This window comes from Pseudomonas sp. SWRI50 (assembly GCF_014269095.1).
GTDB lineage: Bacteria > Pseudomonadota > Gammaproteobacteria > Pseudomonadales > Pseudomonadaceae > Aquipseudomonas > Aquipseudomonas kermanshahensis.
Genome location: NZ_JABWRW010000033.1, coordinates 18112 through 30531, shown reverse-complemented (window position 1 = coordinate 30531; position 12420 = coordinate 18112). Strand labels below are relative to the sequence as shown.

Sequence of the window (12420 nt, the reverse complement as noted above, 5' to 3'; positions counted from 1 at the left end):
CGACAGGCCCGCAAGGGCAGAATGTCGCAATGGCTGCTTTGGCTAAGAACAGGTCGTTTACGGCTAAATCACCCGCCCCTGAAGTGCGCACACTCAAGCCATCTACCGCAACGGAGGGTTTGGTCACCCTCGCTCGTGCACAGTGGATGTTGCTCGCTCTTGGCCCCGGATGCTCACGGCTTTCCGGGGTTATTTTTTTCTCCCTAGCTGCCGTTTCCCTAGCGACTCTACGAGTAGGCGGTCGCGGCGTCAGCTGATTAATTCAGTTCCTCTATGCCACAGGAACTGAACCATGAAACAGATGCTGTCCAAAACCTGCCTAATGGGGGCGGGGCTGTTGTTCTCCTCGCTCTGCTATGCCTCATCGCCCTCTCCCCAACTCTTCTCGTTCGAGCAGCGCCACAGTGCCCTGCAAACGAAGCCTGCGGGTTATATGCGGACCTTGCTAGGCGACCCTGCTAACAAAGACGTCGTGCTGGTCGATGTGAAGCCGGCGCTCATCAGCAACGATACAAGCACATTGGCAATCACCCTGCCAGACGGCAAGACGGCGACTTTTAACCTGGAAACTTACAGTGCCCTGCCCGAGGGGCTGGAAGGTTGGGTGGGTTACAAACCGTCGGCTGTGAAATCGAAATCTGCCTCGGAGCTCAAGTTTGACCCGCTGTACTACCTGTCGATTGTGCGCCAAGGCGATCAGCTGGTAGGGGAGATCATGGTCGACGGGCAGCGTTACCGTTTGGAGTATGTGAGCCCGGGTCAACATGCCCTTGTCACGATCGATGAAGCCAAGCTTGCGCCCCTGGATGCCCTCCCAGAGGCTAAGGCGGTAGCAGCGCAAGTGGCGAGTGTTCAGCCCCAAGCCACCTCTGAGCACAGCACCATCCGCCTGATGTTCGTTACCACCCAACAATCGAGGGCCAAGTACCCCAACCCCCGACTGACCTTGAATCAAGCGTTGCAAGACGTGAATCAGACCATGAAGAACAGCAAGGTCAACATCACCTTTGAGTTGGCCGGCATCTACGATGCCAATTACGATGAGTCGGGCAAGGAATATTCGAAGTTGCTCAACGATGTAACCTACTACATGAAAGACGTGGCGCAGGCCCGGGACGGGATGCTGGCGGACCTGGTCTCCATGATCGTGGTTAATAACGCCCTGTGTGGCGGCGGAAAGTTTGGGCCCTCGAAAGCCGCTGGGTTTACTGCGGTGACGTGCTTGTCTTCGCTGGCTCATGAAATTGGCCACAACTTCGGTATGGTGCACAACTCGGGTGGCGCAAGGACACCGTCATACATACATGGCTACCGCTGGAATCAGGGCCTCTTACCCTTCCGTACGCAAATGTCTTATGAATGCACAGGCCGCTCTTGCCCGCGCATTGCATACTTCTCCAATCCGCGCCTGAGCTACGCTGGCGTTCCCATGGGGACCGTCAAGGACAATGACGTTGCACGCGCATTGAATGAGCGACGTAGCATCGTAGAGAATTTTTATCCCTCTCCAGCGAACGCCGCCAAGATTACCTTGTTCGAGCAATCTCGATTCCAGGGCAAGCGTTGCGAAATGTACCTCCAGAAGGGAAGCGTTACACCCCTGAAAGACAGCCTTTGTCGGTCACTGACCACCTCCCGCTCCGCTAAAATCGAAAATTTCCAGGCCGGCAACACGGTGTGCTTGCGTAATACGGATGACTCCAGGAACCGCTGCTTTACGGGGGCTTATACAGGTGATTTCGAAATCAATAACTTTGACCTCGATTCGGCTTGGCCGGGCGAGCTGAAGCGCAGCGTAAAAGGCTGGCCGATGAATGGGTCGGTGACCCAAGTCACTTACGAGAAAGCCGGTGACACCTTCGTTCGGCTTTATGCGCAAGAGGACTTCAAGAGCCCGCTATGCACGGTTGCAATAGGGGAGGGGAAAACGGTGACCCTGAACACCGAAGGCCAATGCCCCTCCACTGTTGGCAGGTCCCGTTCTGCCCAGGTGCTGGGTTTCGATGGCAGCCAGGTATGTTTCACCAACGCAGACGCCAAGAGAATGCACTGTTACAGCGGCCAGTATCAGGGCGATTTCAGCATTCGAAACTATGACACCAGCAACCTGAATTTACCCAAAGGCCTGGCGGCTACCCGAAGCGGCTACATGAACAGTAATGCTTATCGGATTTCGAAGGGCGTGGAGTAACACCGCTACCGTGACCGAACATCTGACCCCGGCGGCGTAAGCCCCTGGGGTTGTTGTTCATTGGCTACCGGCGTTCCGGGGGCATTTATTGCCCGTCATTCGCTGTTTTGTATGCGGTTACCTGACATTTCTGCCAGGTGACGAGCCTGCGTGACACCTGCTCTGCTATAGGCGATGGACTTCCAGAGGGGCGGAATCATGAAAATATTTGCCTATAGGGCATGGCTCGTCATAGCCGGGTGCGCGTTGCTCGCGGCTTGCTCGTCATCGACACCGCGAGAGAGCGGAACTTCAAGCGCGGTTACGCAACTGTTCACGCTTGAACCCACCCCAGATCGCAGTACGCTTCAGAAAACAGCCACGGGGTATCTGGCTACTCTGTTGGCGAACCCAGCTAACGACGAAATTACGCTGGTTGACGCCAGTGCGGAGCTGATCAACAACAGCACTCAACATTTGGCAGTGACATTGCCCGATGGTAAAACAGCCCAATTCAACCTGCGCGACTTTAATTCAATGGCCGGTGGTTACGAAGGCTGGGTGGGTTATAGACGTTCGGCGTGGAAGCTGAATCACCCTTCACCTGCTGAGATCGATTTCGACCCTCGCTATTACCTGTCGATCGTGCGCCACGGCACCCAGTTGGTCGGTAACTTGATCGTGGATGGCCAGCGCTATCAACTGGAATACCTCGGAGGCAGACAGCATGCGTTAATAAAGATTGACGGTTCGAAGTTGCCGCCTGAAGACAGTCAACCTCCACAGGGGCATGCAAGTGAAGTATCGACAGTCAAGACCAACCTACCGCCGAAATCAGCACACAGTACGATCAGGTTGCTGTTTGTCACTACCAATCAGGCCCGTGCTAAGAATCCAAACTACCGCGCCGCGCTGACCCTTGGATTGCAGGATGCCAATCAGATCACAAAAAATAGCCAGGTCGCTATAACGTATGAGTTAGCCGGTTTTATGGACGCTAATCACGATGAGACCGGCAAAGATTTTGTCACGCTTCTCAATGATCTGACGTACCGGATGCCGGAGGTGAAAGTTGTGCGGGATCGGGTGCGTGCTGATCTCGTCTCGATGTTAGTGACCAATAACGAGCAGTGTGGTGGCGGTAAACCTGGCCCAGAAAAACATTTAGGTTTTACGGCAATCTATTGCATCCCTTCATTGTCGCACGAGATCGGTCATAACTTTGGTATGACCCATAGCTGGGACGGTGTGAGTAATGCCTACACGCATGGATATCAGTATAAACCTGCGTCGGGCTCCCTCAGGTTCCGCACGCAGATGGCTGGCGAGTGCAGCCCGGCCTGCCCTCGGCAATTGTTCTTCTCCAATCCACGCTTGAGTTATCAAGGGCAAGCTCTGGGTACGGTAGCGAACCATGATGTTGCTAGAGCGATGAATGAACGCAGAGAAACGGTTGAGAATTTCTACCCTCCTTTTACGGGTAAGAGAATCAGGAGTGTCGAACGCGCCAAATTAGGGCTTCCAGCCTGCTTGACGGTCACATCAAGGGGTGCGCTGACTTTTGCGGATTGCGGAAATATCAGTGAAGGTGATTTTTGGTACTGGAACAACAATGCGCTGACGACCATTCGCGTCCAGCAAGGCGATGTTTTATCATGCCTTCAATGGACGGCAAATGGTGAGGCGGCAGGCATGGGTGCATGCTCAGGTCTGCGTTCAAACTTTAGTTTTGCGGGGGGGGTGATTAAGTTTTCAGCCTTGGGTATCTCCAACTGCATGGAAGGTAATGGAAGAAGCGCCAGCCCTAAATTCAGCTATTGTTATGACAGAGATGATGCTCGATGGGAAACTATACCCTGACCGTCTAAAATGTATATTAGGGAACAGGTGGGGCTGCGGTACCTGGTTTGGACTTCGCCCCACCTGCATTACCGTGGCAACAGGCCAATGATGCGGCCGACGTAGGCGGGTGGTGGAATGCCGTATTGGAGCTTCGTTAGGCGTTGTATGCACTCGGTGGTCACATCACCGAATGGAGATGCCTTCGACGCTTTCAAGCAGACGTGCAATAACATCTGTTCACTGGCTGCCAAAGGCCCCTCAACATTTTCCCTGTGCAAGCTGTGATAAACATGCAAGCGCTTGTGATCAAAACCGATGATCTGCGTCTGCACCCACACTTCGGTACCCAGCTTCACTTCATGCAGGTAGTTGATGTGCGCCTCCAAGGTGAACAGGGAATGCCCACTTTGCCCGCGGCTGTCGGCATCCAGGCCGATACGCTCCATCAATGCATCGGTGGCATAGCTGAAAATCAGCAGGTAATAGGCATCGCGCAGGTGCCCGTTGTAATCCACCCAGTCCTCCTGGACCGGGGTGCGGTAGGTGATCAGTGCGGGCATTGGAGTCTCCTCAATCGCCAAAGGCCATGCCGTGCTTGGCCTTGCTGGTTTTCACCGCTTCCAGCACTGCCAGCAGGGTGTCATCACGGTAGCGCTCCAGCGCGGCGATGCTGCGATCGCCCAGTTGGTCCGAGGTGCCGTCCACAACATCGTCGATCAGCTTGTCGGTCAACTCGGGGGCTGGCAAGTAGGTCCAGGGCAGTTTAAGCGCCGGGCCGAATTGCGACATGAAGTGGCGCATGCCTGCATCGCCACCGGCCAGGGTATAGGTGAGGAAGGTGCCCATGAACGACCAGCGCAGGCCGGCACCAAAGCGGATTGCATCGTCGATTTCGCCGGTGGTCGCCACGCCGTCGTTGACCAAGTGCAGCGCCTCGCGCCACAGCGCTTCGAGCAGGCGGTCGGCAATGAAGCCGGGGACTTCCTTGCGCACATGCAGCGGGCGCATGCCGAGGGCGGTGTAGATGGTTTTCGCCGCGTCGATGGCCTCCGGCGAGGTGCGCTTGCCGCCGACGATTTCGACCAGCGGCAGCAAGTAGACCGGGTTGAACGGGTGGCCGACCACGCATCGCTCTGGGTGGGTGGACGACTCGTAGAATTCACTGGGCAACAGGCCCGAGGTGCTGGAGCCGATGATTGCATCAGGCTTGGCCGCAGCGCTGATCTTCGCGTGCAGTTCGAGTTTGAGGTCCAGGCGCTCTGGGGCGCTTTCCTGGATGAAGTCGGCGTCACGCACGCAGGCCTCGATGGTGCTGACGAAGGTCAAACGTTGTGGCGAAGCGCCTGGCGCCAGGCCTTGTTTTTCCAGCGCCGGCCAGGCGTTGGCGATGCGCTTGCGCAGGGCCTGCTCGGCGCCGGGGGCTGGGTCCCAGGCGACGACATCCAGGCCGTGGGCGAGGGCGCGAGCGACCCAGCCGCTGCCGATCACGCCACTACCCAGGGCGGCGAAGGTCTTGATCTCGGTGATGAAAGGCATAGCGGTCTCCAGTGGGATCAGCGGCGTTTGAGGTTCATTTTTTCCCGGCCCTCGGCCGGGGTCAGCACGCGAGCGCCGAGGCGGGAGATGATCTCCACCGCGCGCTCGACCAGCTGGCCGTTGCTGGCCAGCACGCCACGGTCCAGGTACAAGTTGTCTTCCAGGCCGACGCGCACGTTGCCGCCCAGCAGCACGGCCTGGGCCGCCATGGGCATCTGCATGCGGCCGATGCCGAAGCCGGCCCAGGTGACGTTGGCGGGCAGGTTGTCGACCATGGCCTTCATGGTGGTGGTGTCGGCCGGCGCGCCCCATGGGATGCCCAGGCACAGCTGGAACAGCGGGTCGTCGAGCAGGCCTTCCTTGATCATCTGCTTGGCGAACCACAGGTGGCCAGTGTCGAAGATTTCCAGCTCGGCTTTTACGCCCAGCTCGGTGATGCGCTTGGCACCGGCGCGCAGTTGGGCCGGGGTGGAGACGTAGATCGAGTTGCCGTCGCCGAAGTTGAGGGTGCCGCAGTCGAGGGTGCAGATTTCCGGCAGCAGCGCTTCGACGTGGGCCAGGCGCTCCAGCGGGCCGATCAGGTCGGTGCCTGGGCCGAACTCCAGGGGCGTTTCGCCTGGGCCGATTTCCAGGTCGCCGCCCATGCCAGCGGTGAGGTTGACGATGATGTCCACGTCGGCTTCACGGATGCGCTCCATGACTTCGCGGTACAGGTTCACGTCGCGGCTGAAGCGGCCGGTTTGCGGGTCGCGGACGTGGCAGTGGACCACGGTGGCGCCGGCTTTGGCGGCTTCGACGGCGGCTTCGGCGATCTGCTTGGGGGTGACTGGGACCAAGTGGCTTTTGGAGGCGGTGTCGCCGGCACCGGTGAGGGCGCAGGTGATGATGACGTCGTGGTTCATGGCGGTTCCTTGTGATGTCGGTGGTGGCCTTTCGCGGGGCAAGCCGCTCCCACAGGGTCAGCAGTGACCCTGAGCTTAGCGCTGTACCTGTAGGAGCAGCCTTGTGCTGCGAAAGGGCCGGATCAGTTGGCGGTAAGCTTGAGGTTGTCCGCAGCGGGCTTGCCATCGAAGGTGGTCACCCCTTCAAGCCAGCGGGCCTTGTCCTCGGGGTGGTCCTTGAGCCACTGGCGGGCCGACTCCAGCGCGTCCTTGTGGTCGAGCAGCGGCTGCATCATGCGGCTCTCGTCCTCGGCGCTGAATTTCAGGTTGGCCAGCAGGCGGTGAGCGTTGGGGCAGCGTTCGGCGTAGTCCGGCGCGGTGACCGTCCACACCGTGGCGCGGCCTTCATCAGGGCCGAGCGCATCTTGGCTGTCGCCCAGGTAGGCCATGTCGATGTTCACATTCATCGGGTGCGGCGCCCAGCCGAAGAACACCACCGCCTCCTTGCGCCGCACGGCACGGTCGACCGCGGCGAGCATGCCGGCCTCGCTGGACTCGACCAGCTGGAACTTGCCCAGGCCGAACTGGTTCTTGGCGATCATCGCCTTGATCTGGGTATTGGCGCCGGACCCCGGCTCGATGCCGTAGATTTTCCCGCCCAGCTCCTTCTCGAACTTATGGATATCGGCGAAGGTCTTCAAACCCTTGTCAGCCAGGTACTTAGGCACTGCCAGGGTGGCGCGGGCATCTTCCAGGCTGGGCTTGTCGAGCACCTTGACCTGCTGGGCATCGACAAACGGAGTGATGGTCTGGGTCATGATCGGGTTCCAGTAACCCAAGAACATGTCCAGGCGTTTGTCGCGGATGCCGGCAAAGATGATCTGCTGCGAAGCGCTGGTCTGCTTGGTCTGGTAACCCAGGCCATCGAGCAGTACTTGGGCCATGGCGCTGGTAGCGATGACGTCGGTCCAGTTGACCACGCCAAGGCGCACGTTCTTGCAGGCCGCGGGCTCGGCGGCGAAAAGCGGGGTTGCAACGATGCTGCTCAGGGCAAGGGACAACAGGCTGCGGCGGATCAAGCTGTGCATGGTGGCTCTCCATCGGCAGTGCATATTGTTATTGAGGGCGGCCTCTGCGGACCGTTTGAATACGCTACGCTGGCCGGACCTTGGTCAAGCGCACGCTGGCGACAGGAATTAGCACCTGGGCGACCAGTTTCTGTGGAGTAGCGGATGATGGAGACGATTGCCTTTCTGTTGGTGCCGGGCTTTTCCGCGATGGGGTTCATTTCGGCGGTGGAGCCTCTGCGGGTGGCCAACCGTTTTGGCGGGCAGTTGTACCGGTGGCAGGTGCTCAGCCTGGACGGTGAGGCGGTGCTGGCGAGCAATGGCATGTCGGTGAATGCCGACGCCGCACTGGGGGAGGGTGAGCCCGTCAACATCCTGCTGGTAGTAGCGGGTTTCGAGCCACTGGCCAATATCCCGCCGAAGCTCCTGCATGCGCTGCGTCGGCTGAACCATGAGGCGGTCATGCTCGGGGGAATCGACACGGGAGCAATGGTGCTGGCCGAGGCGGGCTTGCTGGACGGCTACCGGGCGACACTGCACTGGGAGGCGCTGGAGGCGTTCAAGGAGCGCTACCCGGGCCTGCAGGCGACCCAGGAGCTGTTCGAAATCGACCGCAGCCGCATTACCTGTGCCGGCGGCACTGCTTCGATTGATCTGATGCTGCACCTGATCGCCCAGTCTCACGGCAGCGACCTGGCCGTGAAGGTGTCCGAGCAATTCGTGCTGGGTCGCATCCGTCAGCGCCAGGACCACCAGCGCATGCAGATAGGTGCGCGTTACGGTATCAGTAACAAGAAGCTGGTCCATGCCATCGGCGAAATGGAAAAACACACCGAGCCACCCTTGAGCACGCTGGACCTGGCCGCTGCGATCAAAGTGACACGGCGCCAACTGGAGCGCCTGTTCCGTATGCACCTCAATGAAACGCCCAGCAGTTTTTACCTTGCACTGCGGCTGGACAAGGCGCGTCAGCTGTTGGCCCAGACAGACATGTCGGTGACCGAGGTCAGCCTTGCGTGTGGCTTTGAACTGCCATCGTATTTCACGCGGCGCTACAAGTTGAGGTTTGGAAAGTGCCCACGGGAGGAACGTCAACCTGCCCGTGCAAAATAAGCTTCATTCCAGCTCGCGTTTGAGAATGGCCAGCAGCTTTTCACGGTTTCTGGCCTGCAGGTCCTTGCGCAATGGAGCGAAGTCGCCCGGGTTGAAGCGTGCGCCCAGATGGTCAAATACCAGGTTCAACTTCCGGGTAGGTTGGGCAGGGTCGGTTACGCAGTAGGCGAAAAACAGGATCGCAACGGGGATCTTGTCCCCTTCATGATCCATTTCGATGCTCAGATGTGAAGAGGCGTTCATGACGTTAAAGGTGTGCCTGCCCGCAGATTGCAAAGCGGCTTTAACGTTTGCTTCAAGGCTTTTGAACCAGGGACCTTTAGCCCGCAGCGGTGGCAGATAACCACTGTACACATCGCTTAAAGCGAGCAGGTGCGGCTCATATGCAATGGCTTTATGCGTATGTTCAAACACGGTGAATTGCAGTGTTTGCAACGTGGCGATAACGACGGTAAACCATTGCTCAGGCTGGGTTTCCATCGAGTATTTTTCATTGGCCATGGCCTGTGAATAACGCAGGCACAGCTGCAAGTCTTCCCATGTTTCGAGTGTCAGCCATGGAGCGGGTTTGATTCTCAGCCGCTCCTCGAATATCCGAGTGTCCAGGCTTGCATCGCTCATGCGGCATCGCTCCTTGATGAGGGGAACTGGGTACCAGCAAATCCTGGTACCCAGCCTCGCTAGTTAGATAGCGAGGAAGGCGGCGATGTCGCCTTTGATCTTCTCATTCACAAGATCACGCGCAGCATTGAAGTGACGAACGCTGAACGTACCCTGTTGCGACGCGCGATAGACGCGGGTCGAAGACTTGTCGACCTTGCGGGTCAGGGCGCCTTCACGTTCGATTTTCGAGTTGTAGCTGGCCTGGAAGCTGGTCATGTGCATCGTTGGCAAGCCTTGTGGCGTCATTTCGCATTGGGCTACCACGAAGTTGCTCGACTTGCCGGACTCGCTATGGCTGTGCTTTTCCAGGTGTGCCTTGATTTCCGGCTTCTGCACGACGACTTGCAGAACACGCTTGGCACAGGCGGTGCGACGAGGGTCACGGGCCACGCTGATGGTGATGGATTTGGTCATCAGCTCTGCCAGGGTCAGGTTGTCCTCATCGATGGCATCTTCGGCATGTGCGGCACCCGTCATGGTCCAGCCGAACTTGATCAAACCATCGTTGTAGAAGTTGTACCACTCGCGCTGCTGGGTTTCCTTGTCGAACTTCTTGTTGGCCAGTTCGGTCATCAACCGCATACCTGCCAGGATGTCTTCGGCAATGCCAGCAGGCACATTTTCAGCGAATACACAGATCGTCTGGCCGGTAGCGGCTACGCGCTCTTGACCTTCTTTGCGGATTTTTTCCATTTCAACTTTGATGTCAGCCATTTCGTTGTTCCTTGATAGTTGAGGGGACCAAGACACACGTTGCAAGTCCGTGGTCTTGGCGCACTATCTGGAAATGGCGCAGTGACTATCAGCAGCACGTTGTTCCTCTGGAGGAGATCCTTCGAACCCGTCTGGATCAGTCTTCAGGTGCCGGCTCTTCACTGTTTTGTGGGCCTAGGCTGCGCAAGTATTCCGAGCGCTCATCGCTGCGCTGGGCGATGCAGCTGTTCAATGCAGTCTGGTAGGCTTTGCTGCCTGGCTGTTCGGCATGGGTTTCGACTTTGCAGTCGGCATCGCGCAGTTGGCTCCAGAGTTTTTCGGCGGATTCGATTCGCGACTGCAGGCCAGCTTCGTCGCCATACTGCTCGCGCATGCGTTGAAGCAGGTCGTCATAGGCCGACTTCAGCTCACGCTCGGCGGTCTGCTTGTTGAACACCGCGCACTCGAACGTCTGCTGGTCGGTCTCGACATTGTCGCAAGGCGTGCTTTCTTCCTCACCGGCCTGGGCCCCGCTCACGACGGCCAGCAGCACCAGCCATGCCATTGATTTCATCCGTTATCTCCTCAACAGGCTGTGGAATCGCTGGGATTCTCGCTCAGCCAGAGGCCGCGCGAAAGCTCCCTGACCAAATGTTCATCTAAGGGCCGCAGAGGTCGTTATCGAGACTGTCTCTCATCCCCGAACGGCGTGCCAGACGTGCTCATGTCGCGCATTGACGCTTTCGGCAAACCCCCTGTCGTTTTTGCATCGGGGCGCCGCGGGGCACAGGCATATGCTGGCCCCAAAGCGCCGGCACAATGTTCGGCGTGACCCAACTCAATAAAAGGGGACAGCCTGATGAGCCCAGCCGAATTACACGCCGACAGCATCGTCATTGACGGTTTGATCATTGCCAAATGGAACCGCGAGCTGTTCGAAGACATGCGCAAAGGCGGCCTGACTGCGGCCAACTGCACGGTGTCGGTCTGGGAAGGGTTCAAGGCCACGGTCGACCAGATCGCCTCCAGCCAGAAGCTGATCCGAGACAACAGCGACCTGGTCATGCCGGTGCGCACCACCGCCGACATCCGCAAGGCGAAAGAACTGGGCAAGACCGGCATCCTCTTCGGCTTCCAGAACGCTCACGCGTTCGAAGACCAGATCGCCTACGTGGACGTGTTCAAGCAGCTGGGCGTGGGCATCGTGCAGATGTGCTACAACACCCAGAACCTGGTCGGCACCGGCTGCTACGAGCGTGACGGCGGCCTGTCAGGCTTCGGCCGCGAGATCGTCGCCGAAATGAACCGCGTCGGCATCATGTGCGACTTGTCGCACGTGGGCTCCAAGACTTCTGAAGAAGTCATTCTCGAATCGAAGAAGCCGGTGTGCTACTCGCACTGCCTGCCGTCGGGGCTCAAGGAGCACCCGCGCAACAAGTCGGACGAAGAGCTGAAGTTCATCGCCGACCACGGCGGTTTCGTTGGCGTGACCATGTTTGCGCCGTTCCTGGCCAAGGGCATCGATTCGACCATCGACGACTACGCCGAAGCCATCGAATACACCATGAACATCGTTGGTGAAGACGCCATCGGCATCGGCACCGACTTCACCCAGGGCCACGGCCAGGACTTCTTCGAATACCTGACCCACGACAAGGGCTACGCCCGTCGCCTGACCAATTTCGGCAAGATCATCAACCCGCTGGGCATTCGCACCGTTGGCGAGTTCCCCAACCTCACCGAGACCTTGCTCAAGCGCGGCCACTCCGAGCGTGTGGTGCGCAAGATCATGGGCGAGAACTGGGTAAACGTCCTCAAGGATGTCTGGGGCGAGTAAGCCGCTCTCCAAGCCTGAAAGCCCCTGCCAGCAACGCCGGGGCATCCCAATAAAAAATTTTATGGAGTTGAGTTTCCATGGCCAAGATCGCCCCGCAATTGCCAATCGAAGTCGACAGCGAGACCGGTGTCTGGACCAGCGACGCCTTGCCGATGCTGTACGTGCCACGCCATTTCTTCGTTAACAACCACATCGGTATCGAGGAAGTGCTGGGCGCCGACGCCTATGCCGAGATCCTCTACAAGGCGGGCTACAAGTCGGCCTGGCACTGGTGTGAAAAAGAAGCCGAGTGCCATGGCCTGGAAGGCGTGGCGGTGTTCGAGCATTACATGAAGCGCCTGTCCCAGCGTGGCTGGGGCCTGTTCGAGATCCAGGACATCGACCTGGACAAAGGCACCTGCAGCGTCAAGCTCAAGCACTCCGCCTTCGTCTACGTGTACGGCAAGGTTGGCCGCAAGGTCGACTACATGTTCACCGGCTGGTTCGCCGGCGCAATGGACCAGATTCTCGCTGCCCGTGGCAGCAAGATCCGCACCGTGGCCGAGCAGGTCTATGGCGGGTCGGAAGAAGGCCACGAAGATGGCCTGTTCGTTACAAAGCCGTTGTAAGCCGGAGATA

General features: G+C 58.5%; 12 protein-coding genes. 5 read left to right on the top strand and 7 right to left on the bottom strand.

The window, feature by feature from the left end; genetic code table 11:
* Window positions 1-292 precede the first annotated feature (292 nt).
* A complete protein-coding gene (locus HU750_RS24765; protein ID WP_186682929.1) occupies window positions 293-2191 on the top strand; it encodes a M12 family metallo-peptidase in 1899 nt (632 codons plus the stop codon).
* A gap of 198 nt (window positions 2192-2389) precedes the next feature.
* Window positions 2390-4030: a reprolysin-like metallopeptidase gene (locus HU750_RS24760; protein ID WP_186682927.1), complete on the top strand. Its 1641-nt coding sequence runs from the start codon at window positions 2390-2392 to the stop codon at window positions 4028-4030.
* A gap of 68 nt (window positions 4031-4098) precedes the next feature.
* Here HU750_RS24760 and HU750_RS24755 read toward each other — a convergent pair whose 3' ends face one another.
* The 4 genes from HU750_RS24755 to choX all read right to left on the bottom strand — a co-directional run bounded on the left by HU750_RS24755 (window position 4099) and on the right by choX (window position 7517).
* On the bottom strand, window positions 4099-4572 hold the full coding sequence (locus tag HU750_RS24755; RefSeq protein ID WP_186682925.1) for a thioesterase family protein: 474 nt from the start codon (window positions 4570-4572) through the stop codon (window positions 4099-4101).
* A 10-nt stretch (window positions 4573-4582) separates the two neighbouring features.
* Window positions 4583-5548, bottom strand: a complete 966-nt coding sequence (locus HU750_RS24750; RefSeq protein ID WP_186682923.1) for an L-carnitine dehydrogenase — start codon at window positions 5546-5548, stop codon at window positions 4583-4585.
* Between the two features lie 17 nt (window positions 5549-5565).
* Window positions 5566-6450 carry a 3-dehydrocarnitine:acetyl-CoA trimethylamine transferase CdhC gene (gene cdhC, locus HU750_RS24745; RefSeq protein WP_027594288.1) on the bottom strand — a complete coding sequence of 295 codons (885 nt, stop codon included), beginning with the start codon at window positions 6448-6450 and terminating at the stop codon, window positions 5566-5568.
* A 122-nt stretch (window positions 6451-6572) separates the two neighbouring features.
* Window positions 6573-7517 carry a choline ABC transporter substrate-binding protein gene (gene choX, locus HU750_RS24740; RefSeq protein WP_186682921.1) on the bottom strand — a complete coding sequence of 315 codons (945 nt, stop codon included), beginning with the start codon at window positions 7515-7517 and terminating at the stop codon, window positions 6573-6575.
* A gap of 144 nt (window positions 7518-7661) precedes the next feature.
* Here choX and HU750_RS24735 point away from each other — a divergent pair, with 144 nt between their 5' ends.
* Window positions 7662-8609 carry a GlxA family transcriptional regulator gene (locus HU750_RS24735; protein ID WP_186682919.1) on the top strand — a complete coding sequence of 316 codons (948 nt, stop codon included), beginning with the start codon at window positions 7662-7664 and terminating at the stop codon, window positions 8607-8609.
* A gap of 3 nt (window positions 8610-8612) precedes the next feature.
* Here HU750_RS24735 and HU750_RS24730 read toward each other — a convergent pair whose 3' ends face one another.
* From HU750_RS24730 to HU750_RS24720, 3 genes are all read right to left on the bottom strand, one after another.
* Window positions 8613-9230: a hypothetical protein gene (locus tag HU750_RS24730; protein ID WP_186682917.1), complete on the bottom strand. Its 618-nt coding sequence runs from the start codon at window positions 9228-9230 to the stop codon at window positions 8613-8615.
* A gap of 63 nt (window positions 9231-9293) precedes the next feature.
* On the bottom strand, window positions 9294-9986 hold the full coding sequence (locus HU750_RS24725) for a hypothetical protein (RefSeq protein WP_186682915.1): 693 nt from the start codon (window positions 9984-9986) through the stop codon (window positions 9294-9296).
* 136 nt (window positions 9987-10122) lie between these two features.
* On the bottom strand, window positions 10123-10539 hold the full coding sequence (locus HU750_RS24720; protein WP_186682913.1) for a lysozyme inhibitor LprI family protein: 417 nt from the start codon (window positions 10537-10539) through the stop codon (window positions 10123-10125).
* Window positions 10540-10824: 285 nt separating this feature from the next.
* Between HU750_RS24720 and HU750_RS24715 the strand changes: the two genes are divergently transcribed.
* Both HU750_RS24715 and HU750_RS24710 read left to right on the top strand, forming a co-directional pair.
* Window positions 10825-11802: a dipeptidase gene (locus HU750_RS24715; protein WP_027594292.1), complete on the top strand. Its 978-nt coding sequence runs from the start codon at window positions 10825-10827 to the stop codon at window positions 11800-11802.
* 77 nt (window positions 11803-11879) lie between these two features.
* A complete protein-coding gene (locus tag HU750_RS24710; protein ID WP_027594293.1) occupies window positions 11880-12410 on the top strand; it encodes a DUF5943 domain-containing protein in 531 nt (176 codons plus the stop codon).
* Window positions 12411-12420 lie beyond the last annotated feature (10 nt).

Coding starts and splice junctions, on each gene's coding strand:
- HU750_RS24730 (WP_186682917.1), bottom strand. CDS start 9,230: ATGAGCGATGCAAGCCTGGACACTCGGATATTCGAGGAGCGGCTGAGA.
- HU750_RS24755 (WP_186682925.1), bottom strand. CDS start 4,572: ATGCCCGCACTGATCACCTACCGCACCCCGGTCCAGGAGGACTGGGTG.
- HU750_RS24760 (WP_186682927.1), top strand. CDS start 2,390: ATGAAAATATTTGCCTATAGGGCATGGCTCGTCATAGCCGGGTGCGCG.
- choX (WP_186682921.1), bottom strand. CDS start 7,517: ATGCACAGCTTGATCCGCCGCAGCCTGTTGTCCCTTGCCCTGAGCAGC.
- cdhC (WP_027594288.1), bottom strand. CDS start 6,450: ATGAACCACGACGTCATCATCACCTGCGCCCTCACCGGTGCCGGCGAC.
- HU750_RS24715 (WP_027594292.1), top strand. CDS start 10,825: ATGAGCCCAGCCGAATTACACGCCGACAGCATCGTCATTGACGGTTTG.
- HU750_RS24750 (WP_186682923.1), bottom strand. CDS start 5,548: ATGCCTTTCATCACCGAGATCAAGACCTTCGCCGCCCTGGGTAGTGGC.
- HU750_RS24765 (WP_186682929.1), top strand. CDS start 293: ATGAAACAGATGCTGTCCAAAACCTGCCTAATGGGGGCGGGGCTGTTG.
- HU750_RS24735 (WP_186682919.1), top strand. CDS start 7,662: ATGATGGAGACGATTGCCTTTCTGTTGGTGCCGGGCTTTTCCGCGATG.
- HU750_RS24725 (WP_186682915.1), bottom strand. CDS start 9,986: ATGGCTGACATCAAAGTTGAAATGGAAAAAATCCGCAAAGAAGGTCAA.
- HU750_RS24710 (WP_027594293.1), top strand. CDS start 11,880: ATGGCCAAGATCGCCCCGCAATTGCCAATCGAAGTCGACAGCGAGACC.
- HU750_RS24720 (WP_186682913.1), bottom strand. CDS start 10,539: ATGAAATCAATGGCATGGCTGGTGCTGCTGGCCGTCGTGAGCGGGGCC.